This window comes from Pseudomonas izuensis (genome assembly GCF_009861505.1).
GTDB classification, from domain to species: Bacteria; Pseudomonadota; Gammaproteobacteria; order Pseudomonadales; family Pseudomonadaceae; genus Aquipseudomonas; species Aquipseudomonas izuensis.
On sequence record NZ_WTFT01000017.1, the window covers coordinates 119,899 to 146,569 of the forward strand.

Annotated in this window: 28 protein-coding genes; 12 read left to right on the forward strand and 16 right to left on the reverse strand. The window is 57.8% G+C overall.

What is annotated here, in order from left to right; all coding sequences use genetic code 11:
• Positions 1–20: 20 nt before the first annotated feature.
• Positions 21–911, forward strand: coding sequence for an ATP-binding protein (locus GPL81_RS17090; protein WP_121105955.1), 891 nt, complete (start codon positions 21–23; stop codon positions 909–911).
• Positions 908–1,390, forward strand: a complete 483-nt coding sequence (locus tag GPL81_RS17095) for a GAF domain-containing protein (protein ID WP_115948251.1) — start codon at positions 908–910, stop codon at positions 1,388–1,390. Before GPL81_RS17090 ends, GPL81_RS17095 begins: the two co-directional genes overlap by 4 nt.
• On the opposite strand, the gene GPL81_RS17100 is transcribed toward GPL81_RS17095, so the two are convergent.
• The 9 genes from GPL81_RS17100 to GPL81_RS17140 form a co-directional block, all read right to left on the reverse strand.
• A complete protein-coding gene (locus GPL81_RS17100; protein WP_160107679.1) occupies positions 1,391–4,336 on the reverse strand; it encodes an HD domain-containing phosphohydrolase in 2,946 nt (981 codons plus the stop codon).
• 48 nt (positions 4,337–4,384) lie between these two features.
• On the reverse strand, positions 4,385–8,026 hold the full coding sequence (locus tag GPL81_RS17105; protein WP_160107680.1) for a transporter substrate-binding domain-containing protein: 3,642 nt from the start codon (positions 8,024–8,026) through the stop codon (positions 4,385–4,387).
• A gap of 8 nt (positions 8,027–8,034) precedes the next feature.
• Positions 8,035–8,661 (reverse strand): response regulator transcription factor, encoded by a 627-nt coding sequence (locus GPL81_RS17110; RefSeq protein ID WP_096509784.1) that lies wholly within the window; start codon positions 8,659–8,661, stop codon positions 8,035–8,037.
• A 219-nt stretch (positions 8,662–8,880) separates the two neighbouring features.
• Entirely contained in the window at positions 8,881–9,294 is a 414-nt protein-coding gene (locus GPL81_RS17115) for a response regulator (RefSeq protein ID WP_160107681.1), read from the reverse strand.
• Between the two features lie 179 nt (positions 9,295–9,473).
• Entirely contained in the window at positions 9,474–10,802 is a 1,329-nt protein-coding gene (locus tag GPL81_RS17120) for a deoxyguanosinetriphosphate triphosphohydrolase (RefSeq protein ID WP_160107682.1), read from the reverse strand.
• A gap of 185 nt (positions 10,803–10,987) precedes the next feature.
• Positions 10,988–12,151 (reverse strand): EAL domain-containing protein, encoded by a 1,164-nt coding sequence (locus GPL81_RS17125; RefSeq protein ID WP_160107683.1) that lies wholly within the window; start codon positions 12,149–12,151, stop codon positions 10,988–10,990.
• Positions 12,152–12,278: 127 nt separating this feature from the next.
• Complete coding sequence (locus tag GPL81_RS17130) at positions 12,279–12,620, reverse strand: hypothetical protein (RefSeq protein ID WP_096509788.1); 342 nt, start codon at positions 12,618–12,620, stop codon at positions 12,279–12,281.
• Entirely contained in the window at positions 12,617–13,006 is a 390-nt protein-coding gene (locus GPL81_RS17135) for a phage holin family protein (RefSeq protein WP_160107684.1), read from the reverse strand. Before GPL81_RS17135 ends, GPL81_RS17130 begins: the two co-directional genes overlap by 4 nt.
• A gap of 2 nt (positions 13,007–13,008) precedes the next feature.
• Positions 13,009–13,323, reverse strand: a complete 315-nt coding sequence (locus GPL81_RS17140) for an ElaB/YgaM/YqjD family protein (protein ID WP_160107685.1) — start codon at positions 13,321–13,323, stop codon at positions 13,009–13,011.
• A gap of 326 nt (positions 13,324–13,649) precedes the next feature.
• On the opposite strand from GPL81_RS17140, the gene GPL81_RS17145 reads away from it, so the two are divergent.
• The 5 genes from GPL81_RS17145 to GPL81_RS31490 all read left to right on the forward strand — a co-directional run bounded on the left by GPL81_RS17145 (position 13,650) and on the right by GPL81_RS31490 (position 17,093).
• Complete coding sequence (locus GPL81_RS17145; RefSeq protein WP_160107686.1) at positions 13,650–14,858, forward strand: ammonium transporter; 1,209 nt, start codon at positions 13,650–13,652, stop codon at positions 14,856–14,858.
• 109 nt (positions 14,859–14,967) lie between these two features.
• Entirely contained in the window at positions 14,968–15,204 is a 237-nt protein-coding gene (locus tag GPL81_RS17150; protein ID WP_160107687.1) for a glutaredoxin family protein, read from the forward strand.
• 170 nt (positions 15,205–15,374) lie between these two features.
• Complete coding sequence (locus GPL81_RS17155; RefSeq protein WP_160107688.1) at positions 15,375–15,692, forward strand: transcriptional regulator; 318 nt, start codon at positions 15,375–15,377, stop codon at positions 15,690–15,692.
• Positions 15,693–15,763: 71 nt separating this feature from the next.
• Entirely contained in the window at positions 15,764–16,654 is an 891-nt protein-coding gene (locus tag GPL81_RS17160) for a pseudouridine synthase (protein WP_160107689.1), read from the forward strand.
• Positions 16,655–16,814: 160 nt separating this feature from the next.
• Positions 16,815–17,093 (forward strand): hypothetical protein, encoded by a 279-nt coding sequence (locus GPL81_RS31490; RefSeq protein ID WP_096509795.1) that lies wholly within the window; start codon positions 16,815–16,817, stop codon positions 17,091–17,093.
• A gap of 84 nt (positions 17,094–17,177) precedes the next feature.
• Here the strand turns inward: GPL81_RS31490 and GPL81_RS17170 are convergent, their stop codons facing one another.
• Both GPL81_RS17170 and mobA read right to left on the reverse strand, forming a co-directional pair.
• Positions 17,178–17,399, reverse strand: coding sequence for a YgdI/YgdR family lipoprotein (locus tag GPL81_RS17170; RefSeq protein ID WP_096509796.1), 222 nt, complete (start codon positions 17,397–17,399; stop codon positions 17,178–17,180).
• Positions 17,400–17,476: 77 nt separating this feature from the next.
• A complete protein-coding gene (gene mobA / locus GPL81_RS17175; RefSeq protein ID WP_160107691.1) occupies positions 17,477–18,079 on the reverse strand; it encodes a molybdenum cofactor guanylyltransferase MobA in 603 nt (200 codons plus the stop codon).
• Positions 18,080–18,160: 81 nt separating this feature from the next.
• Here mobA and moaB point away from each other — a divergent pair, with 81 nt between their 5' ends.
• Together moaB and GPL81_RS17185 are read left to right on the forward strand one after the other, a co-directional pair.
• The gene (moaB, locus tag GPL81_RS17180) at positions 18,161–18,700 is read left to right on the forward strand and encodes a molybdenum cofactor biosynthesis protein B (RefSeq protein ID WP_096509798.1); all 540 of its coding nucleotides are present in this window, start codon (positions 18,161–18,163) and stop codon (positions 18,698–18,700) included.
• Positions 18,684–19,910: a molybdopterin molybdotransferase MoeA gene (locus tag GPL81_RS17185; RefSeq protein WP_160107692.1), complete on the forward strand. Its 1,227-nt coding sequence runs from the start codon at positions 18,684–18,686 to the stop codon at positions 19,908–19,910. Before moaB ends, GPL81_RS17185 begins: the two co-directional genes overlap by 17 nt.
• 62 nt (positions 19,911–19,972) lie before the next feature.
• On the opposite strand, the gene GPL81_RS17190 is transcribed toward GPL81_RS17185, so the two are convergent.
• Positions 19,973–20,269: a hypothetical protein gene (locus tag GPL81_RS17190; RefSeq protein ID WP_160107693.1), complete on the reverse strand. Its 297-nt coding sequence runs from the start codon at positions 20,267–20,269 to the stop codon at positions 19,973–19,975.
• Between the two features lie 226 nt (positions 20,270–20,495).
• Between GPL81_RS17190 and yegS the strand changes: the two genes are divergently transcribed.
• Positions 20,496–21,413 carry a lipid kinase YegS gene (gene yegS / locus GPL81_RS17195; protein ID WP_160107694.1) on the forward strand — a complete coding sequence of 306 codons (918 nt, stop codon included), beginning with the start codon at positions 20,496–20,498 and terminating at the stop codon, positions 21,411–21,413.
• Here yegS and GPL81_RS17200 read toward each other — a convergent pair.
• The 3 genes from GPL81_RS17200 to GPL81_RS17210 all read right to left on the reverse strand — a co-directional run bounded on the left by GPL81_RS17200 (position 21,397) and on the right by GPL81_RS17210 (position 23,920).
• Positions 21,397–22,053: a response regulator gene (locus GPL81_RS17200; RefSeq protein ID WP_160107695.1), complete on the reverse strand. Its 657-nt coding sequence runs from the start codon at positions 22,051–22,053 to the stop codon at positions 21,397–21,399. The genes yegS and GPL81_RS17200 overlap by 17 nt on opposite strands.
• Complete coding sequence (locus GPL81_RS17205; RefSeq protein ID WP_160107734.1) at positions 22,050–22,943, reverse strand: sensor histidine kinase; 894 nt, start codon at positions 22,941–22,943, stop codon at positions 22,050–22,052. The genes GPL81_RS17200 and GPL81_RS17205 overlap by 4 nt, the downstream gene beginning before the upstream one ends.
• Positions 22,944–23,449: 506 nt before the next feature.
• On the reverse strand, positions 23,450–23,920 hold the full coding sequence (locus GPL81_RS17210) for a hypothetical protein (protein WP_160107696.1): 471 nt from the start codon (positions 23,918–23,920) through the stop codon (positions 23,450–23,452).
• Between the two features lie 464 nt (positions 23,921–24,384).
• On the opposite strand from GPL81_RS17210, the gene GPL81_RS17215 reads away from it, so the two are divergent.
• Positions 24,385–25,320 carry a chemotaxis protein CheV gene (locus GPL81_RS17215; RefSeq protein ID WP_096509805.1) on the forward strand — a complete coding sequence of 312 codons (936 nt, stop codon included), beginning with the start codon at positions 24,385–24,387 and terminating at the stop codon, positions 25,318–25,320.
• A gap of 169 nt (positions 25,321–25,489) precedes the next feature.
• Entirely contained in the window at positions 25,490–26,296 is an 807-nt protein-coding gene (locus GPL81_RS17220; protein ID WP_160107697.1) for an MOSC domain-containing protein, read from the forward strand.
• Positions 26,297–26,369: 73 nt separating this feature from the next.
• Here the strand turns inward: GPL81_RS17220 and ppnP are convergent, their stop codons facing one another.
• A complete protein-coding gene (ppnP, locus tag GPL81_RS17225) occupies positions 26,370–26,654 on the reverse strand; it encodes a pyrimidine/purine nucleoside phosphorylase (protein WP_007940055.1) in 285 nt (94 codons plus the stop codon).
• Between the last annotated feature and the right edge of the window lie 17 nt (positions 26,655–26,671).

Here is a 26,671-nt window from a genome sequence, read left to right on the forward strand (position 1 = left end):
AACGTGCCCGAGGAGAAGACGTGGATTCCCGATTGAATGCTTTTCTTGAACGCGCCGATGCCGTTCTGGCCCGTATCGAACCGTTGCTGCCTACCCCTCGGCAAGCCATCGACTGGACAACCTGCCTGGCGGCGCGCTGGCAACGCGAGGGCCGTAGCGGCTTTCTGCTGCCGCTACAGGTCAGCCTCGACATGCGTTTGTCCGACCTGATCGGCGTCGACCGCCAGGTGGAACAACTGGGGCGCAATACCCAACAGTTTCTCGATGGCATGCCGGCCAACCATGCGTTGCTCTGGGGCTCGCGCGGCACCGGTAAATCCTCGCTGGTCCGCGCCTTGCTGGCCGAGCACGCCGAGGCCGGTTTGCGCCTGATCGAGATCGAGCGCGATCACCTGGCGGATTTGCCGCGGGTGGTCGAACAGATCGCCAAACTGCCCCAGCGTTTTGTGTTGTTCTGCGATGACCTGTCGTTCGAGTCGGGCGAGGGTGACTATCGCGTGCTCAAAAGCGTACTCGACGGTTCCCTGGAACAGGCACCGGACAACGTATTGCTGTACGCCACCTCCAACCGTCGCCACCTGGTGCCGGAAAAGGAAAGCGATAACGAAAACTGGAAACGGGTCGATGGCGAATTGCACCCCAGCGAGGCGGTGGAGGACAAGATCGCGCTGTCGGATCGCTTCGGATTGTGGCTGTCGTTCTATCCGTTCACCCAGGAACACTTTCTCAACGTCGTCGAGCACTGGATCGGTCAACTGGCCGACAAGGCCGGCCTCAAGTGGCAACGCACCGAAGAGCTGGACATCCTCGCGGTGCGCTGGGCCACGGGGCGCGGCAATCGTAACGGACGTTGCGCGTATCAATTTGCCCGTTATTGGGTCGGGCTGAAACTGTTGGAGCACAAGGCATGATCGATTTACAAAAGAGCGGCCAGGGCCTCGAAGGCTACGGCATGCTGCACGCGCAGCTTGAGTCGCTATTGGCGGATGAGCGGGATTTCATTGCCAACGCCGCGCAGTTTTCAGCGTTCCTGTTCAATCAGCTCGATGACCTGAACTGGGCCGGATTCTACCTCAATCGCCACGAAGAGCTGGTACTGGGTCCGTTCCAGGGGCAGATCGCCTGCGTGCGGATTCCGTTCGGTCGGGGGGTGTGCGGAACCGCGGCGGCCACCTTGCAGACGCAGTTGGTCGAAGATGTGCACGCATTCCCCGGGCATATCGCCTGTGACAGTGCGTCTAACAGCGAACTGGTGGTGCCGCTGGTCAAGGACGGTCGCCTGATCGGTGTGCTGGACCTCGACAGCCCGAAACTGGCACGTTTCACCGCGCAGGACCAGGCCGGTATCGAGCAACTGGCGGCGATTTTCCTGCGCCTCACCGACTGCTGATCACGCCGTCAGGCCTGCCTTGATCAGCAGGCCTGACGGGTCTACCACATCGATTTGCCGTGGGTCGAGGAAACGCTCGGCGTACTTCAGATAGATGCGCGCCTTGATGAATAACCCGAACAACTCAGGGTCAATGTGGGCTTCCCGGCACATGGTGGCCATGATGCCCAGCGCTTCGCTCAAGGACTTGGCTTTCTTGTACGGCCGGTCGGCAGCGGTCAGCGCTTCGAAAATATCGGCGATCGCCATCATCCGTGCCGGCAGGCTCATGTCCTCACGCTTCAAGCGTTTTGGATAGCCGGTGCCGTCCATCTTTTCGTGATGACCTCCGGCGATTTCCGCCACATTGCGCAGGTGGCCGGGGAACGGCAGATGGTTGAGCATCAGGATCGTCTGCACGATGTGGTGATTGATGATGTAGCGCTCTTCACTGGTCAGGGTGCCGCGGGTAGTGCTCAGATTGTAGAGTTCGCCACGGTTGTACTTGTAGCGGGGTACATTGAGTTTGAACCCCCAGGGATTGTCCGGCGCAATCAGTTCGGCTTCGGCGCGTTCGAACAGATGCTCGGGCTTGTCCGCCAGCAGCGATTCGGCGACCGGCAATGCGGGAGGCGGGGTACGGGCCTGTCGCTGATTCTCTTCCCAGGAAACCCCCAGCCGGTCATCCAGGGTTCGGGTCCAGGTGCGCTGTCCGATGCTGCGCAGGCGTTGCAGGTCGCTCTCGGCCATGGCTTCACCGCCGAGATTGCAGCGGGCTACAAAGACGAAGTCATCATCCAGCCCGGCCAGGGTGGCCTCACGCAGTTGCGCCAGGTGTTGCTCATCGCCGCCGTGGGCGACCGCCTGCCAGTAGCTGATCCAGGCATCGCGCTTGAGCACTTCGAAACGGGTGCGGATTTCGTGGATGCGATCGTTCAGGGTTTCAAGTTTCGTGGCCTTATCAACGACGTATTCCGGGGTGGTGACCTTGCCGCAGTCGTGTAGCCAGGCCGCAATGTGCAGGGCCTCCCATTCATCGTCGGTGGGTTGATAGCCGTTGAAGGCCGGATCCTTGCTGGCGGCAGCGGCTTGAGCGAGCATCAGGGTCAGGGCCGGCACACGCTGACAATGCCCGCCGGTGTAAGGGCTCTTGGCGTCAATTGCACCGGCCAGCAGCTTGATGAAGGCATCCAGCAGTTGTTTCTGCCGGGCTTGCAGGCGCTGGCTTTCGATACTCACCGCCGCTGCACCGGACACGGCCTGCAGAAACGCAATGCGATCCGGGCGAAGTTTCTCCAGGTCGCTCTGATTGCCGCTGTCGGCCAGCAGAAACACCAGCAGACCCACGGTTTCGTTATGACGATTGTGCAAGCGGATGCCAATCAGGTGCACCCGGGGACAGTCCAGTGCCAGCAGCACTTTCTGCAAATCCCCCGCCTGCTCGAACCCGAGATGGCACACGACATTGTCGGCGCTCGACAACTGCTGAAGCCAGGCGGGGCTCTGCGGGTTGTGCAGTTCGTGTGCCTGGATATCGAACGACGACAGGGCCTGCGCACTCTCGTTGATGACCAGGCCGTGGGGTTCCATGCGATCGCCGTCGCCTTCGCGCAGGTAGATCAGGCCGGCCTGGGCCTGGCCGATTTTCACGGTTTCAAACAGTACCCGTTGCAGCAACGGGGCGAACCGGGTTTCGGCGCTCAGGCTGTCGGTGATCTGGAAGAAGCTTGCCAGGGTGTCTTTCATGCGCGCCATCGACACACTCAGCTGGTCGATTTCGAGCACCGGAGAGCGACGGGACAGCGGAAAGTTGAAATCGAAACTGCGAATCGCATCCGCTTCCTGCACCAGTGCGCGCAGGGGCTTGACCAGGACTCTGGAGGTCAACCAGCCCAGCGGCACGCACAACAGCAGCGTCGCCAGGGTAATCAGCGCACCTTGCCAGCGCACGCGGTAAGCGTCGATCAGCAATTCATCTTCCGGCACCAAAAGTGCCAATTGCAGTCCCCGGGGGCCTCCTTCCTGCATGCTGCTGCGGGCGACGATCCATTGGCGACCGCCGGCATTCAGGCGATTACCTTCGGGAGGGTTGTTGAGCAGGGCACCCAGGCTGGGGCTCAGGTCGGCGGCCTTGGCCAGGCGGACGGTCTGATCGTCGATGATCAGCCGGCTGGCGTCGGGGTAGGCAATGGCGTTGCCCAGGGCATCGAACAGGACGATTTCGGTAGCAGGGGTCACCACATGCTTGGCCAGGGTGGCACTGAGTTCGACCAGGGTCAGGTCCGCGCCCATGACCAATTGCTCGCCGCTACGTCGGGCCAGGGTGGTACCGACGTTGTGGGTGGAGAAAAAGACGTAGGGTTCGGTGGTGATTTGATCGTTGTCGCGGGCGGCGCTGGTAAACCAGGCGCGGCTACGCGGATCGTAGGGATCGTCGGGATTATCCTGACGGCTGATGAAAGCCAGGTTCCGGTCGAAAAACAAGGATTGCGAATGTACCTGGCCGCCACTGTTTCGCTCGATGCTCCACACTTGATACGCCGCTGTCGTCGGGGCTTTGAGCAGTGTTTTCAGGTCGTCGGTTCGCAGGGGGCGAACCATGAAAAAATCTCCATTGCCGTAGCCCAGGTACAGTGACGCCAGATCGGGGTTGTCGGTGAGTGACTGGCTGAAGGGTTTGAGCAACGCCAGGCGTTGCTCCAGGTCCGGCGCCTGTACAGCGGGATTGAGGATCTGCACGCTCAGCAGGTGACGAATCGGTTCGTAGGTCGCTTTGAGGTCGAGACGGACATCCTGCTCGATGCGATCGAAGAGCTTCTCGCTGCTGGACAGGATGATCTGAGTGGATTGCTGATAATTGAAAATGCCCAGCACCAGGCCGGTCAGCAACAGCAGGCAGGTAAGCATCACGCTGATATGAATGTGCAGCGGAAGCCGCCGTTGAGCCGGGCGCAGTGGGCTGGACATGCAGGTCACTCCATGATGGTTAACACACTGCTCAGCGTCCAAGCATAGTTAAGCCTCTGTGATTCTGCTTTCGTCGCTCTGTCCGATTTGTTGCAACAGCGCCTGATCCAGTTCCAGCAGGGCGCGTTCCACTGCGGCACAGCATTCGGCCACTTTGTCGGGGCGGAAGTCGTCGCGACAGGTTGATTCCAGCGCTTCGCAGCTGTCGATCAAGCGAATCGCCTGGGCGATTCGCGCGGCACCCTTGATCTTGTGGGCGATATCGATAAAGGCCTGCGGGTCCAAGGTGCCGCAGAGTGCCAGCAACCCCTGGCGATCGAGACGGTTACTGTTGAGCAGTTCGGTCAACAGTCGCTGGTTCAGCACGGGATTGCCGCCGGTCAACTGCTGCAACCCTTCCAGGCTGAAAGCCGGAACGAGGGCGGTCGGTGCGATGCCTTTGACCCATTGGCTCAGGGCGGTCAGGGTCAGGGGTTTGAACAGACAGTCATCCATTCCGGCATGCTTGCAGCGTTGAATTTCTTCCGGTTGCGCATTGGCAGTGAATCCCAGAACCGTGCAGGGTGCCTGTTGCGTTTGTTTTTCATGTCGGCGAATGGCTCGGACCAGCTCATATCCATTCATGACCGGCATGTTGCAATCGGCGATCACCAGATCGAACGCACCGGTTTTCCACACCTCCAAGCCTGTCTGCCCATCTTGCGCGACACTGAACCGATGACCCAGAAACTCCAGTTGCTGGCACATGAGCAAACGATTGGCGGCATGGTCGTCGACCACCAGAACGTTCAATGAGGCTGTTGTGTGGTGGATCTGCGTTTCGGTTTTTTCCACCCGGGACGCGCCTGGCAGTGTTTGCAGAAGCAGCGACATCAGCACTTGCGTACCGGCACCCGGCTGACTGCTCAATTGCAAGCTGCCGCCCATCCTTTCGCACAGGCTGCGGCTGATCACCAGGCCAAGCCCGGTGCCACCTCGGGCCGTTTGCCCGGCGTTATCGGCCTGAGCGAAGGGTTCGAACAGGCGCCGTTGATCCTCTTCGCTGATGCCTATGCCACTGTCCTCGACCTGCAACTGCATCTGCACCTGATCGTGCTCGGCGGTGGGGTGCAGGTTGACGCTAATCCTGATCTGGCCGTGCTCGGTAAACTTGATGGCATTGCTGACCAGATTGGACAGCACCTGCTTGAAACGCAGCGGGTCCAGCAGGACATCGCAGGACGGAGTGGCCGGGCTGAAATCCAGCTGGAGTTCAAGTTCTTTCTGCCGGGCCAACCCATCGAAAATCCGCACCACCGATGCCACGATCTCTCGCGGATTGACAGGTTCCGGGCTCAGGCTCAGGTGTCCGGATTCGATGCGCGCGATGTCGAGTATGTCGCCGATCAGGTCCAGCAGATCCTTCGCCGAGTTGTACGCCACATCGATGGCCGGGCGGTCAGGGTGGTTGTGTTCGATACGCTTGAGTGTCAGTTCGAGCATGCCGATAACCGCATTCATCGGTGTGCGGATCTCATGACTCATGGTGGCCAGAAACGTGCTTTTGGCACGGTTGGCTTCATCGGCGCGCTCTTTCGCGCAACGCAGGTCATCAAACAATTGCCGGCGTTCACTGATGTCGATCCAGCCACCGATGATGCCTTGCACTTCGCCGCTTGAGTCGCGGTAGGGGAGAATCCAGTGATAGATCGTCAACCGACGGCCGCCGATATGCAACGCACGGTCGAGAATCAGTGGTGTGCCCTCGGCCACCACTCGCTGATAGTCCGCGTGGTATTCCCGGGCTTCGAAGGCATTGCTCAGGGTGCCGTGGATGACACTTTTGCCGATGACGTCCTCGCGTTTGGCGCTGAAGGCTTGCAAGTAACTGTCATTGCAACTTTGCAGCAGGCCCTGACGATCGCGCACATAAATCGGGTGAGGGGTGCCGTTGACCAGCGAGCGCATGAATTCGAACTGATCATTCAATGCACGTTCGGCAGCCTTGCGTTGATTGATCTGGCGCCGCATGTAGGCATTCCAGGCCACGGAAATCAGTAACAGCACACCAGCACCGATGACGATTTGGTAGAACAGCCGCTGATAGTTGCGCCAGGTGCTTTGCGATGACGCCGAATAGCCACGCCAACGGCTGTTGATGATGCCCAGTTCCTCCGGCGCGATACTCAACAGGGCCTTGTTGAGGATGTCATGAAGTTCCTTGGCTTGCAGGCCGGTCGCCAGGGAAAAGGCCGCCTGCTCGGTGCCGATGGTGGTACTGATCTGCAGGGTGTGTTCGAACAGACTCGATGAGATGAAGTAATTGGCGATCACCAATGAGTTCACCGTGCCCTCTGCCTGACCCTCGGCCAGCATCTCTACGGCACTGAACGTGTCCGGGGTCTCGACGAGCTTTATCTGCGGGTACTCGCTACGCAGATAAGCCATCAGCGGATGACCTTGTGCTATGGCCAGGCGTTTGCCGTTTAGCTGCGTCAGGTTGGTCGGGCTATCCGGGGCCTTGCGCGTCAGCAGGACATAGGAATTTTGCAGGTAGGGACGGCTGAAGTTCAGTTGGGTGTCGCGTTGTGCGCTGGGGAGCAGTGCGGCAATCAGGTCAGCCTGGCCGTCCTTGATTCGCTGAATCATGTCGCTGTCGCTGCGGTTGCGCTGGATGTCGAAACGTAAACCGGTACGCAATCGGATCAGCTCAAGCAGGTCCGCGGCAACCCCTCGAAAGTTGCCGGCACTGTCGAAAAATGTAAGCGGTGCGAAGGCTTCGTTGACCACCACGCGTACCACCGGGTGTTGCGCCAGCCAGCGCTCCTCGTTGTAACTGAGTTCCAGTTTGTGATCGGTGAGCAGAATGTCACTGCCGGCACTCCAGCGTTTGGCAATGTTTTCTCGAACACTGGTGGGGATGGCGAGGAGCATCGCATTGAGGATGCCAAGCAGCTCGGGATTGTTGCGGTGCACCGCAAAACTGAAGCCGTGGGCTTCATGTTTGCCGAAGTTGGCCATGCGGATGTTATTCAGATAGCCCTTGTTGATCATGTAGTGGGTGGAAATGGTGTCGCCGAGAAACACGTCAGCCTGGTCGAAGGCCACGGCATTGATCGCATTCTGGTAGGACGGATAGGACGTGATGATCGCCTTCGGATAAAGGGCCTTGACCTCCTCCTGCGGCAAGTAGTGATACACCATGCTCAGGCGCATGCCGGCGAGACCATCGGTCAGGGATCTGGTTTCGCCTTCACGGGTCACCAGGACTGGCTGATCCACGGCGTAGGGGTTGGACAGTACGATGTCGGCATTGCGTGCCTCGAACCCGTTGGCGGTACCGAGCAGGTCGACCTCACCCTTTTCAAGGGCTTCAATGGCGGCTCCCCGGGATGCAAAGCGCTGAACCCTGATGGGTAAACCGGTTGCCTGGCTCAGGGTGCCCGCATAATCGGCGGTGAAGCCTTCATAGTCGTGGCCGCTGAGGGTCAGGTCGAAGGGCGGATAATCCGGTGCCGAGGTGCCAAGGATCAGTTCTTGTCTGGACTGGAGCCACTGTCTTTGCGATGTGTCCAATTGAATGTCCAGGTGCCCGGCCGTCGAGCGACTCAGCAAGGCGAAGTGTTCGCTGCCCTGGGCCGCGAGCGATGAGGTGCTCAGGGAGAGGCCCACGGCCATCAGTATCAGGTAGTCCTTTAAATGACCGGGCATCCTGTTTCTCACACCAACGCATTGCGTTTTGCCATTTCGATGAGTTCAACCAACGACTTGGCCTTGAGTTTTTGCATGAGACGTTTTTTATAAGTGCTGACAGTCTTGTTACTGAGAAACATGCCTTTGGCAATTTCCTTGTTGGTACGGCCTTGAGCAAAAAGTTGCAATACCATCAACTCCCGGTCGTTGACGGATTTGAATAATTCCAGTTCGGCATTACGCACCTCATCGCCACGAACCGGGTTCAACGCTTCGCTCGGGAAATAGTTGTAACCCGATAGTACTGCTTTGATGGCGCTGACCAGTTCGCTGAGATCTTCCTGTTTACAGACATATCCGGAAGCACCGGACTGCATGCAACGAATTCCAAAAAGTGTTGGGCATTGTGCCGTGAGTACCAATGTTTTCAAGGGGGTACTCATTGCATTGAATCGGGCCAACACCTCCAGGCCATCCAGTTTTGGAATACTGATGTCGAGAATGACCAGATCGGGCATGCATTCACGCACCATCTGCATGGCATCGACCCCATTGTCAGTTTCACCGACGACTTTGTAGCCTTCGTGTTCTAGCAGCATGCGAACTGCAAGTCGGATGACAGGGTGATCGTCGACGATAAAAACGGAGTTCATAATCAAATCCCATGCGAACTGAAATAAAGCGCGCACCTTAGCTCAGATAGTTGGGGTCACGTATGAACTGACCTACCTGTAGCAGCAAAATAGGAATGTTCCTACAGGTGAAAAAGAATAGGCTTACGCGTCAACTAGGTTTTTTATGTAGATGGTTAGCAGTTTGTTTAATTTTGTTATGTTGTTAATGAATTATTTTGTGTGTTTTTTATTATATGTTTATCGGTTTTTTTGTTTTGTGTTCAACGGCTTTGAAATCAATAGTTTTGTGAGTTCGGCTTGTTTCAATGGCTTGACCAAATAACCCAGTAATGGAAGGTCATGAATGCTTGCCATATTTTCAAGTCCATCCAGTTCATCAGGCGTCAGGCTACTCAGAAGGATTGCCTGTTTGATCATCCCGTGGCGACTGGCGAATTTGACCAGATCAATCCCGGAAATATCGGGAAGGCATTGATCGCACAAAAGAATATCGAAAGGTTGCTCGGCGCCAAGCATTTGTTGCAAAGCGCCCTGGGCGCAGTCGGTTGTGGTCAATCGGGTAAAGCCATAACTTTCGAGCAGATATTGAGTGGCCCTTAGCTGAAACGGATGGTCTTCCACCAGCAAGATGCGCAGATTGTCTTTGATCATATTATTCACGCTTCTTTTATAGAACAAAGTAGCCGTGATTGTTTCGCGTCGATACCGGGCAATCGATCAGTTCACTCGACATCAACTGTAGGGGGATTCAGCGAGTGTTGAATGCACTTGGTTTTTTAGTGGCTGATCGGCCATTACAGGTGGCGTAATGGTTGATCAGCCAGTGCTCTTCAGTGACTGGAGCGCCCCGTCATTTCCAGCGCCATGTCGCTGGCGTAGTTGTCCGTCATGCCGGCAATGAAATCGATCATTCTCAGAAACGAGGTGTGCAGCGTGCCGTGGGGATCGGGTGCGTTGTTGCCCAGCAGGTCGAGAATCCGCCGGCTCTTGAAAGATGGCGTCCGACCGTTGTGTTGCTCGAGCGCTGCCCCACAGAAGGCGTTGAGCAAGATTTCCAGCGTGGTGTAGGCACCGATCTCGTGCAGGGTCTTGCGTTTGTCCTGGAAGATTTTTTTGCGTGCCATGTCCTTTGCGTTTAACACGCAACGTTTGGCCGGGCCGTGCATGTGTTCCACCAGATCGCCGGCCAGCGTGCCAGCCAGCAACGTGTCTTGCTGTTCGACAAAGGCGCGGGCCGCGGCATTGGTCAAGTGCTCGATAGCCTTGCCACGCAGGATGGCCAGCTTGCGTCGGCGAGAATCCCCGGGACCGAGTTGCCGATAGGTTTCCGGTAGATCGTCGCCCACCAGATCCAGCAGCAGAGACTCGACTTCGGCATATTCCAGCAACGCCATTTCCAGGCCATCTTCGAGGTCGATCAGCGCGTAGCAGATGTCATCGGCGGCTTCCATCAGGTAAACCAGCGGGTGGCGTGCCCAGCGCTGTTCTTCGAGTTGCGGCAGGCCGAGTTTCTGGGCGATCTGTTCCAGAAGGGGCAGTTCGCTCTGGTAGCAGCCGAACTTGTGTTTCTTGTACCCCAGCGAGTCGGCATGCCTGGCCGTCCACGGGTACTTCAGATAAGTGCCGAGGGTGGCGTAGGTCAGCCGCGTGCCACCGTCGAACTGGTGATATTCCAATTGGGTCAGTACCCGAAAACCCTGGGCATTGCCTTCGAAATTGAGGAAGTCGTTGCGTTCGGCTTCGCTCATTGCATCGAGCCAGCCACGGCCGGCAGCTTGCTGGAACCAGTGACGAATCGCATCTTCGCCAGAGTGACCAAATGGGGGATTTCCGATGTCATGGGCCAGGCAAGCCGATTGCACCACCATCCCCAGGTCGCTGGGTTCGCACCATTCAGGAAGGGCCCCGCGGATGGTTTCACCGACGCGCATGCCCAGCGAACGGCCGACGCAGCTGACTTCCAGCGAGTGAGTCAGCCGCGTGTGGATATGGTCATTACTGGAAACCGGATGCACCTGGGTCTTGCGTCCCAGACGACGAAACGCCCCCGAGAAAATGATGCGGTCATGATCTTTGTGGAAAGGACTGCGCCCGAGTTCTTGCGGGCTGTGCAGAGGCTTTCCGAGGCGTTCGCGGGTAAGCAGGGTGTGCCAATCCAAGGCGGGTATCTCCGTCGGGGGAATTGAGTACCTAGCTTCCCGGTTCGCATCGTGCCCTGCAAGGGGGACTTGTCGGAGCGAGCTTGCTCGCGATGAGCGCCCAGACAACGCGGTCATTCAGGCAGGGCGCGTTATCGTTGGCGTCCATCGCGAGCAAGCTCGCTCCTACAGGGGAAGCCTTGGCCCTAGAGCCCGACCGCATCGATATCGATCAGCAACAACCGCTCACCATTATCAAAAAACTGTCCGGCGGTGAGGCAGTATTGATTGCTGGTGGCATCGCGATACGTGTTGGAGAGGGTCAACTGCCGGTCTTCCCAGCCCTGCGCCAGCAGGTGATAGAAGTACGGACGCCAGGACCAGTTATGACCCATGTAGCGATTGTCGGCGACCCAGGCGTTGTTGCGCCATTCCAGGTTCGGCGTCAGTTGTGTGCCGTTGCGGTCGCATTGATAAAAGCGAAGCAGCCAGGGAAAGGCGTCCAGGTGAGGCAAGTCACTGAGCGGGGCGCGAGCCTGGGCCCAGGCTTGCAGGATCGCCATGAGTTCGCTGAGTTGCCGGCGCATGATCATCAGACGACCGCGCTCGGCCAGTTTCTGCTGAACATAGCGCTGACGCAGTTGTGCAAAGGGCTCAACGAAGTCAGCGGTGGGAAAAAAGTCTTCTTGCGCGCCTGCGAAAAGAAATCCCTGCACGTAGCGTGATCCGCACTCCAGCGCAAAATTGAGCTGCGCATCGGTTTCCACGCCCTCGGCGATAATCCAGCAACCGGTTTTCTCTGCCATTTGCGCCAGGGCCCTGACCACGTCACTGCTGGGACCGCCCAGGGCTGCGGCCTGGAATAAACGCATGTCGAGTTTGAGAATGTCCGGTTGCAGCGCCAGCACGCGATCGAGCTGGGAGTAGCCGGCACCGAAGTCATCGATGGCGATTCGCGCGCCGGCTGACCGGTAACGTGTCACCACTTCGGCCAAGCGCTGGATATCGCCCCCCAGTTCGGTAATTTCGAAAACGATTCGCTGTGGATCGATACCGTACTTGCTCAGCTGACTGAGACTGGGCAGCGGCTGTTCAGGGCGTAATCGGCTGATCCAGCGCGGGGAAATATTCAGACTGAGAAACCAGTCCGAGGGCGCTTCATGCAGTCGGCTCAAGGCGTTGTCGCGCAGCTGGCGATCCAGGCGACGCAGTGCAATGGCGTTGGTTCGTGGATCGGAAAACAGTGGTCCCACCGATGCCAATTGACCGTTGGCCTGACGCAATCGACCCAGCGCCTCGACACCTGCGATACGGCCGGTGGCGGTATCGATGAACGGCTGAAAGCAGGCGAGCGGTTGCCCATCGATCACAAATCCTCCTTGGTTGATCTTGTTTTTTGGATAAAGCCTGGTCACCGGGTAGGCACGCAGGATTGAACCCCTCGATCAAGAGGTTCATCCCACGGGTATTGCAAGAATGCAGCCAGATAGAAACGGCTCAGGGTTTGCGAGAGGAGCCTTGCATGACCAGCTTTATCAGTGGGCCCAGTGTGGTACCGAGCTGAACCAGTCGGGTCAGACTTGCGACTCCGCCATTTTTTGCGCCCTTGCCGGTCAGAAAACCCAGCAGGGTCACCGCTGCGACGCCCCAGAGTGGAGCGTGTTTGAGGCCGAGGCCTTCGTGCAGGTTTTGCGTCATACCGCGAACACGCTGCAAGGGTTGCAACAGTTGCGCGGATTCGTGGCGGATTTCCTGGCGATGCATTTCCATGCGCAGTCTGATCAGCGCCTTGCGCATTTCCGTGCGCGAACTGTTTTGAGGCAATTCAGGCAGATTCATGGCAACAGGCGCTCCCGATCATTTGCCAACTCTTCCAGCGTGCCATGGAAGGGCGAGGACTCATCGAAAATCGCTGCTCTCAGGCGAATGCCGCAGAAGACCGCTGCCAGGGCATAGAACAAGCAAAGCCCGATGATGGCTGCCAGGCGATAGGTGTCCCAAAACAGAATCAGCACCAGCGTGGACAACCCCACCAGCAACAGCAGGGCGAACACCAGCGCCAGGCCTGCAAACAGCAGCAGGCTGACGGTGCGCGCCTTTTGTTCCTGCAGTTCGATGCCGAACAGTTCGACATGGCTGTGCAGTAATCCAAGAACGGCCGCACCCAGGCGCCGCGATGAGGAACTTGCGCCCGTCGTGGACGCGCCGATTTCGTCGATCGCCATCATTAGCGCCGGGTTGCCAGCAGACCGATCAGGAAACCCACCCCGGCGGCGATCCCGACCGATTGCCATGGATTGGCCTGGACATAGTCCTCGGTGGCGGTCACGGCAGCCTTGCCGCGTTCGCGCACGGAGTCTTCGGTCAGTTTCAGGGTTTCCCGTGCACGCATCAGGGTCTCGTGGATCTGTTCGCGCAATTCATCGGCCTGGTCACCGGCCAGGGAAGCGGTGTGTTCCAGCAGCCTTTCGGTGTCGCTGACCAGTGTCTGAAAGTCATTCATCAGGATTTCTTGAGCAGTCTTTGCCTTGATGCTGGCCATTGGTGATCTCCATAGGTGGCGTCTGAAACGTTCGAGTATGAGCCTTGTACGAAGGTTCAGTACAAATGACTGGTACAACTTTTGCTGTGTGCTGGTGCGCCAGCCTGCGCGGATGCGCTGTTGCCGGGCATGATTTACGTAAACCATAACTCAAACAATCAAAACCCGAGCAAATGTCCCCGATCATGATCGACTTCGGCGAACGCTGTGCGCCAAAGCGGTTCATCGGGCGTGGCGCTCTCCATTGGAGGCGACACAACTTGGTGCATGGATTGCCCGCACGAACTGCTTTGGTGCCTTTTTCAGCCTTAAGGTCTGCCTAATCCATGGAAAATCTGCAAAGCGCTGTGGACAGTCTGGTCCATAGTTCCAACACACTGTTCATCCTGATCGGTGCGGTGATGGTGCTGGCCATGCACGCCGGTTTCGCCTTTCTTGAAGTCGGTACGGTCCGACAAAAAAACCAGGTCAACGCGCTGTCGAAGATCCTCAGCGACTTCGCGGTTTCAACCCTGGCTTACTTCTTTATAGGCTATTGGATTTCCTACGGGGTCAACTTCATGCAGCCGGCTGCGGTGATCAATGCCGATCACGGTTATGGGCTGGTGAAGTTTTTCTTTTTGCTGACCTTTGCCGCGGCGATCCCGGCGATCATTTCCGGTGGTATCGCAGAGCGTGCGCGATTCGTACCGCAACTGTGCGCGACGGCGCTAATCGTGGCGTTCGTCTATCCCTTCTTCGAAGGCATGGTCTGGAACGGCAACTTTGGCTTGCAAGCCCGGTTGCTGGAGCGCTTTGGCGCCGGCTTCCATGATTTTGCCGGATCCGTGGTGGTTCATGCCATGGGCGGCTGGCTGGCGCTGGCGGCGGTATTGTTGCTCGGGCCACGCAATGGCCGTTACCGCGAAGGGCGCCTGGTGGCCTTCGCGCCATCGAGCATTCCGTTTCTGGCGTTGGGGTCGTGGATCCTGATCGTCGGCTGGTTCGGATTCAACGTGATGAGTGCGCAAACCCTGCAAGGGGTCAGCGGGCTGGTGGCGGTGAACTCGCTGATGGCCATGGTCGGTGGCACGGTGGCGGCCTTGATTGTCGGGCGCAATGACCCGGGCTTTCTGCACAACGGTCCGCTGGCCGGACTGGTGGCGATCTGTGCCGGCTCGGATTTGATGCACCCCGTGGGCGCTTTGGCGACCGGGGCCGTTGCCGGGGCATTGTTTGTCTGGTGCTTTACCGCCGCTCAGGTCAAATGGCGAATCGACGATGTGCTGGGTGTCTGGCCGCTGCATGGTCTGTGTGGCGTATGGGGTGGAATTGCCTGCGGTATCTTCGGCCAGAGCGCGCTGGGAGGGCTGGGCGGGGTGAGCCTGATCAGCCAGTTGATCGGTACGGCACTGGGTGTGCTGGTGGCACTGGCCGGCGGCTTCGCGGTGTACGGTGCGATCAAGGCGCTCCATGGTCTGCGCCTGAGCCAGGAAGAAGAGTATTACGGGGCGGATTTGTCGGTGCACAAGATCGGCGCGGTCAGCCAGGACTGAGTGGTGGCCTGTCCCTGCTGCTCATTGCCGGCTTTGACGCGCCCGGGCGCTCGACGGTTTTTCGGGGCAGGCCTAGAATAGGCACTCAAATTTTTTCGGTTGAGCGCTCATGCTTCCTGAATGTCAGCTGTTCGGCACCTTGGGGTGCCATCTGTGTGAAGTGGCCGAAGCCATGCTGATGGAATTTGTCGAGCGTGGCCTGCTGGTGGAACTGGTGGACATCGCTGACGACGAAGCATGGTTCAAGTCTTACAGCCTGCGTATTCCGGTACTGCGTCGTGTCGATACGGGGGCTGAGCTGGGCTGGCCGTTCGGGCCGGACGAAGTCGTGGCGTTCCTGCGTTAAACGGTTTTTCGGGATGGCGGGGTCCCCGCCTGTCGAACTTTGCGATTGATCCCCTTGGCTTAACTGTTGTGATTCGGATACTGTATGCGCATACAGTTATTCGGATTGCTGTCCGCCCGTCCCCGGTTCAGGGGATGGCCGGGCGAGTCCGGGCGTTAGAGGGATGAATCGTGGTCAATGTCGAACAATTGAAAAGCAGCGTGAACCGGATGTCGGCGGACGTGGTGCGCGAGGCTGTCCTCGAATTGCGTCTGGACGGGCTGGTAACGGAAGGGAAAACGCCTTTCAACAAACTGCATTTCAATACCTGTTTCGCTGAAATCGAAGCCCTGTTCCAGCGAGCGGGTTATCACCGGCCACTTGATGTCGTGGGTTACCAGGGCTTGTTGTATGCCCTGTATGACCCGGGTCGATGGGAAGCGGTCGATGTACTGCGCTGGCTCAAGGAGTACACCGAGGCGGCGGCGCGCGCGCAGATACCGGCCTGAGGATTCTTCGCTAGGTTCGTTCCCGGTGCTGTTGGATAATGCCGCTCTGTATCGAGGGTTAGAGTTTTCGTATGTCCACTTCATCTTTTTCTGCCGCACACAACCAGGCCAGCACGCTCTACTTGCCGCCTGGCTCGTGGCAGACCGTTTTCGATTGCCTGTGCGAACATTTCAGCGCCATCGATCGTGAACAATGGCTGGACCGAATCGCCCGGGGCCGTGTTCTCGACGGTCAAGGTGTGCCAATCGCCCTTGATTTGCCCTACAAGGAAGGTCTGCGCATTCACTATTTCCGCGAAGTGCCCGATGAAAAACCGATCCCGGTGATCGAGTCGATCCTCTACGCGGACGAGCATCTGGTGGTGGCGGACAAGCCGCATTTTCTACCCGTGACGCCTGCGGGTGAATATGTCGAGCAAACCTTGCTGAGACGGCTGATCCGTCGTCTGGACAACCCGCACCTGGTGCCGTTGCATCGTATAGATCGGCATACGGCGGGACTGGTGCTGTTTTCCGCCAACCCGCAAAGTCGCTCGGCGTATCAATCGCTGTTTCCTTCACGCCGGATCGAAAAACGCTACGAGGCCATTGCCTCGGCGTTGCCTGAGCTCTCGTTTCCATTGGTTCATAAAAGCCGGCTCATCGATGGCGAGCCTTTCTTCCGTATGCAGGAGGGACCGGGTGTCAGCAATACTGAAACGGCTGTCGAAGTCAGGGAAAAGAATGGTGATCTCTGGCGCTATGGCCTTTATCCGGTGACCGGCAAGAAACATCAGTTGCGGGTACATATGACCGCGTTAGGCGCGAGCATTTGCAACGACCCTTTCTATCCTCGGGTACTCAAGGATATCGAGGATGACTACGCCAATCCCTTGAAGCTGTTGGCCCAAGGCCTGAAATTCGTGGACCCGGTCACGGGGCAGGAAAGAGAGTTCGAGAGCACGATCACCCTGCAATGGTGATCAAGTGTTCCAAAATCCGATCCAAAGCATTGATTTGAAAATTCGAATTAATGGGCAGGTTTGCAGTCATTTGAACAGGCCCCACGAACGTGGCATTCAGCGACCCTCGGTACAGCAGCCAGATCGTGCGGCCCGAAACCTTCCATGCAAGGAGATACCAATGAGACGTACCGTTTTCGCCGGGATGTTCATTTGCGCTGTAATGTTGGCTTCTCCCGTATTCGCCGCAGACCACGACCTTTGCACCATCAAGCTTCAGGAACTCAAGAACAAGGTTTCCAGCCTGCCGGCCACGTCCGAAAATACCGCCATGGAAATCAGGCGGATGCAGGCCAGCGCGGAATCGGCTCGAGCTGCCGACGATGACAGGAAGTGCATCACCGAAGCCACGCAAGCGCTGGCCCGGGTAGATCAACTGACCAATGAGCCAAACCCTTGACGAACAGGCTTGGTTTCCGGATTGCAGAAAAGCAAATGCCCCGATAAATCGGGGCATTTCTGTATCCGGTAGTCGCCGCGTAGATTACAACTCTTTAACGGTGCGAACCTGATCCTTGTTGATGCGGGTCTGTTTGCCATCCAGCTGCTCGAATTCGTAGAAGCCCGAATCCTTGTCATAGTGTGGCGTGTCGACGGCCTGGATTTCGCGACCGTCATTCAAGGTGATCACTGTAGGCGAGGCGCAACCGGCGAGGGTCGTGAGGCCCAGCGCGAGCATGAAAGTGGCCAGGGTCCGTTGAGTCATGTTGTGTCTCCGAAATTGAATACTTTTGGTTACTGAACTTGAGACGTATACGGCGTGTGCAAGTTCCTCGGGTACGGTCAGTCTGACACAGTGCCGTGCGTGCTTAACAGTTCCGGCGTGTTGAGGTTGGCCAGGCGCGGGTCGTTGTCAGGACACTGTAGCGCGGTTGCGCCCAGTTTGCGCATGAGTCGCCCCGGACTACGCTCGCCGTCGCTCCAGGCGCGTTCGAAATCACTGCGAAGTGCCACGGGAATGACGCACAGCAAAGGTTCCCAATGCTCGTCATGGCGCAGCATCAACGGTTTGTCGGGATGTTGGCTGGCCGTTTCGCGCATGTTGGCGAGCAGCGCTTCATCGATGCGCGGTACATCGCAAGGCAAGACCAGCAGATGCGAGTGGCGAGCTGCTTTCAGGCCGGCGCGAATGCCGGCCAATGGCCCCGGAAAATCGCCTTCATCGTCATGAACCAGTTGGTCGGCGTAGGGCGCGTACTTTTCCAGATTGCGGTTGCAGGAAATGATCAGGTCATCGCTCAGCGGGCGCGTCTTGCGATGCAGGTGTGCAATCAGCGGTTCGCCGTGCCATTGCACCAATCCCTTGTCCTGACCGCCCATGCGTTGGCCGCGACCGCCTGCCAGGAGAAGAATGGAGCAGGGTGGTAAATCCGGATTCGAGGTCATGGCGAGTCTCCATGGGGGCGGCGAAAAAATGGGGCGCTGTGATATAACACCGGGCTGTTTCTCCTACAACTGGATGAGCCTATGAAAGCCAAGGCTGATGTACCTTTCGCCCCGCTCAACATTGCGGTGCTGACGGTCAGCGACACCCGAACCCTGGAAACCGATACTTCAGGCCAGGTCTTTGTCGACCGCTTGACCGCTGCCGGCCACAACCTGGCCTCCCGGGTGTTGCTCAAAGATGATCTCTACAAAATTCGCGCGCAAGTGGCCAACTGGATTGCCGACGATGTCGTACAGGTGGTGCTGATCACTGGCGGCACCGGTTTCACTGGACGCGATAGTACGCCGGAAGCAGTGAGTTGCCTGCTCGATAAGCAAGTCGATGGATTTGGTGAGTTGTTCCGGCAGATTTCCGTGGCGGATATCGGCACATCGACCGTTCAATCCCGCGCGCTGGCGGGTCTGGCCAATGGCACGCTGGTCTGCTGTTTGCCGGGATCGACCAATGCCGTACGCACCGGTTGGGATGGCATTCTTGCCGAGCAGCTGGATTCGCGGCATCGCCCCTGCAATTTCGTGCCTCATCTGAAACAGGCGGCTCCCTGTGAATCCCGCGGGTAAGCCGGGCAAATCCGGCAGCCTGATGCCGGTCGAGGTGGCGCTCGCACGTTTGCTGGAAATGGCTGACGCCTCGAGGATTGTCGAACGCGAGCGCTTGCCGTTGGCGCGGGTTGAGGGGCGAGTGCTGGCCGATGATCTGGTGTCGACGCTTGATCTGCCGCCATGGCCTAACAGCGCCATGGACGGTTATGCATTGCGTGCAGCCGACTGGACGGGAGAGCCCCTGGTCGTCAGCCAGAAGGTTTTTGCCGGGCAGGCACCTGATGCCTTGAAGCTGGGCACCTGTGCACGAATCTTCACCGGGGCGCCTGTTCCCGCTGGCGCCGATTGTGTCGAGATGCAGGAAAATGCCGAAGTACAGGCGGATGAGCGAGTGCGCTTCACCGAAACCCTGACCCCTGGACAAAACATCCGTGCACAAGGCCAGGAAACCACGGTGGGTGAACTGATTCTGCCGGCGGGTACGCGTTTGGGGCCGATTGAGCAGGGGCTGGCTGCCTCGCTCGGTTGCGCCGATCTGGAAGTCATTCGCAAGGTGCGCGTTGCGGTGCTGTCGACCGGGGATGAGTTGGTCGAACCGGGTCAGGCGCTTGGGCCAGGGCAGATCTATAACAGCAATCGTGTTTTGCTCTGCAGTTGGTTGCAGCGGATGGGCTGTGAAGTGATCGACGCCGGCATTCTTCCCGATGACCTGGTCACCACGCGTGCGCGCCTCGGTGAATTGAAGGATGTCGATCTGATCCTTTCTACCGGTGGCGTATCGGTGGGCGAGGCAGATTTTCTGGGCATTGCCTTGCGCGAAGAGGGTGAGTTGAGTTTGTGGAAGCTTGCCATCAAACCTGGTAAGCCGCTGACGTTCGGGCATTTTCGCGGCGTACCGGTTATTGGCTTGCCGGGCAATCCGGCATCTACCCTGGTGACATTTGCCTTGTTGGCCAGGCCTTATCTCTTGCGTCTTCAGGGCGTCAAACAGGTGGAGCCGCTGAAGGTGCAGGTGCCAGCAGGGTTTGACTGGCCCACCGCCGGCAATCGACGCGAGTACTTGCGCGCTCGCCTGGAAAATGGTCGGGCAATCATTTACAAAAATCAGAGTTCCGGCGTGTTACGCAGTGCCGCCTGGGCTGATGGACTGGTCGAAGTGCCGGAGCATCGCACCCTGACTGCAGGTGATTCCGTCTATTTCATTGCGCTGAGTGAAGTACTGAGCTGACCTTGGTAATTGTCCTGCCGAGCAAGCCCGGTTGATCTGACCGGGTTTGGCGTCAAGACCAATCAATGCGCCAGGAGCAGTGTCACAAGCTGATCGAAGCGACTATTGGCGACCCAGCCGAGCAGGCCGAGCACTACGACTGTTCCGCCAGCGGAATAGGCAAGCCTGTGTTTGATGGACTTTACGTCACTGCGAACTTCTTCCATCTCTCTTCGCATGTTGTTGAGGTGTCTTTCCAGCTCAATGACGCGAGGCTCCATATCAACTTCTCCAGTGGGATTCGCAGCTTGCTGACGGGGCCGTTTCTCTGCGAGCGATACGCCCGGAATCATCGGCAACTTCAGGTCGTGGTGGTGCATGGCACATCCTTGTGATGGTCTTGCGGATAACTGAAAAAACTGGACACCAAAGTGTACCAATCACACTTATTGGTCAATTGAGCCGATTCCTCACGATTTGTAAGAAATATCCCGTCATGTAGGAGGCAAGATGGCTCGCCTGGAAAAAAATCACTTTTTTCGACTTTTAGGGTGATCGACGCGGTCAACATCTCCCATACGCTATTCACACCCGGGAGTGACATCTATGAGCGATCGCAAGGCGCTGTTGATTCTGCATGGCAAGCAGGCGCTCAACGAGGCAGTTCGCGCCGCCGTCGAAAGCCGGCGCGAACAAGGTTGGGAACTGGCCGTCAGGCTGACATGGGAAGCGGGCGACGCACAGCGGCTGGTGGATGAAGCGCTGGCGGCAGGGTACAGGCAGATCGTTGCCGGCGGTGGTGACGGGACCCTGCGCGATATTGCCCAAGCCATGGCCGCAAAGTCGACACAGGCCAGTCTGGTACTGATGCCGCTGGGCACCGCCAACGATTTTGCACGCGCCGCCGGTGTTCCGCTGGAACCTGCTCAGGCTCTGGATTTATTGGACGTGAAGCCGAGTGCCATTGATCTGGGGGAGGTCGGTGGGCAGGTTTTTCTGAATATGGCCACAGGCGGTTTTGGCAGTCAGGTCACGGCCAATACCTCCGAGGACTTGAAAAAGGTACTCGGCGGCGCGGCTTACCTGTTCACGGGCTTGTCACGCTTCAGTGAGCTGCACGCGGCATATGGCGAGTTGCAGGGGCCGGGTTTTCACTGGAGTGGGGACTTGTTGGCGCTGGGCATCGGTAATGGTCGGCAGGCGGGTGGTGGCCATGAATTATGCCCGCAGGCGCTGGCGGATGATGGCTTGCTCGATATCAGCATTTTGCCAGCCCCACAGGAAGTGGTCGATACCTTGAAAAACCTGCTGGCCGACGGCTTCGGCATCGACAGCATGTTCGTGAGAGCCCGCTTGCCATGGGTCGAGATCAAGGCTTCGGAAGGTCTCTATATCAATCTCGATGGCGAGCCGCTCGAAGGTGACTGTCTGCGTTTTTCAACGCAGCCGGCGGCACTTCGGGTGCACTTGCCTGAAGGCTCGCCGCTGTTGAGTGCGTCGCAGCCTGTCAGTCATCCAGGCTGATGATCTGCTCGCGTACGGCGAACAGCACCAGGCCAGCCACATCAAAAATCTGCAAGCGCTTCATGATCTGCGAGCGGTGGGTTTCAACGGTCTTGACGCTCAGACCCAGGCCGTTGGCTATTTCGCGGGTAGACTTTCCGCGAACAATCAGGCGCAGAATCTCCATTTGGCGGGCTGTCAGGTTGTGCGAGTCAGCAGGTTCGGGGTTTTTCTGGTTCCGGGTCAGTGCCTGGGTGATGACGGTATGGGCAATGGCCGGGCTCAGGTAGCGTTCGTTGTTACGCAAGGCTTCCAGGGCATGCGCCAGTTCAGTGGCCGTGGTGTCCTTGAGCAGATAGCCGTGAGCCCCGGACTCCAGTGCTCGCATGATAAGTGCCGGATCGGTGTGCATCGACAGGATCAATACCTTGCACTGCGGGCGGACTCGCTTGAGTTGCTGCAAGGCATCAAGGCCACCGGTCTGCTTCATGGATATATCCAGCAACACGATATCCGGGGACAAATGCTCGACCATCGCCAGCAGCTGTGAGCCGTCATCGGCCTCGCCGATGACCGCATAGCCAGGAAGGTCCAGCACCAGGGCGCGCACGCCAGCCCTGATCAGCGAGTGGTCATCCACCAGAAGTAAGTTACAAGTCAATGCATAACCTTATTTGTACTGGCCCGTTCGAGCGCGCGGGGCGCCCAGGGGAAGAGAGCTTCGATTTGAGTGCCTTTGCCCGGTTCGCTGGTCACGGTCAATGTACCGCCCAGTTGATTGATCCGCTCGGACATCCCGGCCATGCCACGCTGGCCCTCACGACCCGGGTCGGTGGCGGGGGCGAATCCCTGCCCGTCGTCACTGATGGATAATGACAGGCCCTGGGGCAAACGCTGCAGGCAAACCAGCAGATTCTTTGCTTGAGCATGCCGCAATATGTTGGTGACCGCTTCCTGGGTAATGCGATAGGCCGCCACGGCCATTTCTTCGGGAATCCCCGTCAGGCGTTGGTGGCATTCCAGGCTCCAGTGCACGGAGGTATTGGCCAGCGTCTTGAGCAGGTGTGCCCGCAGGCTGGCTTCCAGCCCGAGACTGGTCAGCTGTCGGGGGTTCAGAATGGCTGACACGTCGCGGACTTTGGCGAGGGTTTCTTCCAGGGTGTCGCAAAGTACGGAACATTGCCCCTGAAGTTCTTCCGGCATCCGGCGCTTGAGCCAGTCACTTTGAAGTTTGGCGGCGGTGAGCAACTGGCCGATGTCGTCATGCAGTTCCCGGCTGAGTCGGTGGCGTTCGTTTTCCTGGACCTGGAGCAAACGGTCGGCAAGTTCCTGGGGTTGGAACTTGATCGACTTGCGCGACAGGCGATATTGCACCCAGACACAACCCAAGGCAGCCATGTTGAGCGCCAGCAGACCCAGCGGCAGATGAGTGGAAAGAAAATAGATCAGCAGGCTGCCAAGGGTGGAGCAGGCACATAGCAAAAGCGTGAACCGACGCGCGTTTTCTCGGGAGGGTGGCCACGTGGCAATTGACTTGAGGCTGGCGTACATAGCGGATGGAGCCAATGGATGTTCGCTGCGGGCAGACCGGCCATGTTGATTGACGGGTCTCTGTTTTGTAATGTTGTACAACAACTTCAACGGTGCATAGTTTCTGTATAAGAAAATTCAGCCTGGAACTTGGTCAGGCTACAGCCGTGGCAATCATATTGCCATTAATTGACGCCAACTAATGGGCGGCATAATACCACTTAAGATACCGTTGGTCGCGCATGCGATATATGTCCTGGGCGTCAGGAGGCAAGGTGTTGCGCAGGTGAGTTCCACATTGGAAAGTGTGGTTATCGTTGTCGGAGGGGGGCGTTTATCAAATGGATTTTGTCTTTTGACGTCAGGCAAAACCCTAGTCGGGACAGACACGCTATTGCCGGAAAGAATAGTTATTTTATTTGCCGCTGTCGTTAATGGGTATGCAGTATTCAATTGCGACATGTGCGCGCTCAAGTTACTGCACAGTCGTGACAATTAAGTGTGTAGCGCGACACGACTCCGTGGGTCTAAGCCTGCCGCTCCAAGTAGGGAACCAGTGTGAACGGTTTGGAATTAACCGGTGGTTGAAACTGACTTTGGCCGACCTGGAAGGCAAAGGCCTCGATCAGGGTCGTCTGTTCGGTTTCATCGAGACTCAGTTGGCCGGTTTTCTGGTCGATCAGTTCAAGTTGCCAGGCAATCAATGTCAGGCAGTCTTTCAACGCACTCAGGGCCTCGTCGTGCAGTGCCATGTGATTTTGCGCGTGGTTGAGCAAGCCATGAATGTGCAGCGAGAACTCTGAAACCGCCGCCAGCGCGAGGGCGTCCGCCTTGCTGGCCAGTTTGAGCAGCGTGCTGAGCATGCAATCAATGGCGTCCTTGTCATTGCTGATCAGTTGCAGATGGCTCAGGCATTCCTCGGTTTTGGCCAGAAGTGATTCGGCTTCGACGAGAAATTCCGGGACCCGCTTTGCCCACTCTTTACGATTGTTCGGCATGCTTATCTCCACAACGTCATGACTAATGAGGGGATGTCGTGCGTGTCGACGGGGACAATGGCTGTCCCGACGTAACCGTTTCGTCGTGAGATCGCATTCCGGCCGGCTTGAACACAGGCGGGGAAACTACTTGAGAGGGTGGCTGGCCACTGACCTGCGATCGCACACAAAAGCCTGACTCCATTCATGCAATGAGAATGGCGTCACATTAATGGCTATTGGATATTGCGAATATCAGGTTGTGGCTGATTGTTGCTAGGGGAATCCCTTACGCGACGGAACCTTGGGCCAAAATAAAGGTCGCCGCGCAGAGCATGCAGCAGATCAAATCATAGCGCCAGTAAACCATGATGTTAATGTGACATCAATGGTTGGGCGTGGCATTTCGCAGGGGTCAAGGTCTGGCAAAAACAGCCGATAACCCTCTATTAGTGAATTCATCAGTACAAGCCCAGGAGTCATTGATGGCTGGCATTCTCGATACGGTAGACCAACGTACGCAACTGGTGGGTGAGAATCGCCTGGAAATTCTCATGTTCCGGCTCGCCGGGCGGCAATTGTTTGCAATCAATGTGTTTAAAGTGCAGGAAGTCCTGCAACTGCCAAAACTGACCCTGATGCCTCAACGCCACCCGTTCGTTTGCGGCGTGGTCAACCTGCGTGGCCAGACCCTGCCGGTCATCGACCTGTCCCAGGCGATCGGCATGCGTCCGCTGGTGCCGGGCCCGAACAGTACGATCATCGTCACCGAGTACAACCGTTCCGTGCAGGCGTTCCTGGTCGGTGGCGTGGACCGTATCGTCAACATGAACTGGGAAGCGATTCTGCCGCCGCCGACCAGCGCCGGTCGCCAGCACTACCTGACAGCCATCAGCAAGGTCGACGACCAGTTGGTGGAAATCATCGACGTGGAAAAAGTCCTCGCGGAAATCGTGCCCTACAACGCCAAGGTGTCCCGCGACAAACTCGATGACCCGGTGCTCGAGCGTGCCCGTGGACGTGAAGTGCTGTTGGTGGATGACTCCAATGTGGCCTTGGCGCAATTGCGCGACACCCTGGGTCAACTGGGCGTGAAAATGCACATCGCCAGCGATGGTCTGAAGGCACTGAACATGCTCAAGGCCTGGGCCGACACCGGCGTGAACATGACCGACAAACTGCTGATGGTCTTCACCGACGCGGAAATGCCGGAGATGGATGGCTATCGCCTGACCACGGAAATCCGCAACGACCCGCGTCTGCGTGGCCTTTATGTGGTGCTGCACACGTCTTTGTCCGGCAGCTTCAACGACTCGATGGTCAAGAAGGTCGGCTGCGACAACTTCCTCTCCAAGTTCCAGCCGGACAAACTCGTCGACGTGGTGCGCCAGCGCCTGATGCTGGACGCTGTCCCTGCCTGATAACGATGTAATCCTTGTGGGAGTGAGCCTGCTCGCGATGGTGTGTCAGTCAACATCAGTGCAGCGGACACACCATCGCGAGCAGGCTCGCTCCTACAGTTATTTTTGCACTTTGATTCAGGGGGCAGGCTCGTATAGGGTGGCGTTTTTGCCCATCAGGGAGCCGGCCATGTTGCGACTGAGCGCGCTTTATCGTTATCCGTTGAAATCCGGCAAGGGTGAAACCTTGCAGCAGGTCGGCCTCGACAAGCTGGGGTTGGACGGCGATCGCCGCTGGATGCTGGTGGACGAGGCCAGCGGGCGTTTCCTGACCCAGCGGGCGGTGGCGCAGATGAGCCAACTCTCGGCGTTGTGGAATGCCGATGGCGGTTTGACCCTCAATGCTCCCGGTCACTCGCCGATTGATATCGCGTTGCCTGGTAGCGATGCTGAGCTGCGCGGCGTGACCATCTGGCGCGACAGCTTGCGTGTGCCGGATGCCGGCGATGCGGCGGGTGCCTGGGTCAGTGAATTCATTGGCAAGCCGACACGTCTGGTGCATGTGCCACTGGAGCGGGCGCGTACTACCGAGGCCGGTTACGGCAAGGAAGACGATCAAGTGGCGTTCGCCGATGGCTTCCCCCTATTGCTGATCGGTCAGGCGTCGCTGGAGGATCTGTCGCAACGGGTCGGTCGCCCGCTGGAAATGCTGCGCTTTCGACCGAACCTGGTGATTGAAGGCAGTGACGCTTTTGCCGAGGATGGCTGGAAGCGCATTCGCATTGGCGATGTCGAATTCCGGGTGGTCAAGTCGTGCTCACGCTGCATCCTCACCACCATCGATCCGCAAACCGGCGAACGTAGCGAAGATCGCGAACCGTTGGCGACCTTGCAGAAGTACCGTGCCGAGGCTGATGGCGCGATGTTCGGGCAGAATCTAGTCAATGACAGCAATGGACGGCTGGAAGTGGGTATGCCGGTGACGATCCTGGAATAATCGCCTTGAAATGGAAAACGCCCGTGTCTTCAAAGACACGGGCGTTTTTTTGTTGCCGTGAAAACCCGGTGGGTTAGCCGCGGTATTCGCACAGGTAAGCGGTGTCGACGGCGACTTTCAGCTGGAATTTGCTGTTGGCGGGCACATTGAACTGGCTGCCGGCGGCAAAGGTTTCCCAGTCGCTGCTGTCCGGCAGCTTGACGGTCAGCGCGCCGGATACTACGTGCATGATTTCACGCTGGCTGGTGCCGAATTCATATTCGCCCGGAGCCATGACGCCGATGGTCGCCGGACCTTCAGCGGTGCCAAAGGCGATCGACTTGACGGTGCCGTCGAAGTACTCGTTGACTTTAAACATGGGCGATTCCTCGAAAA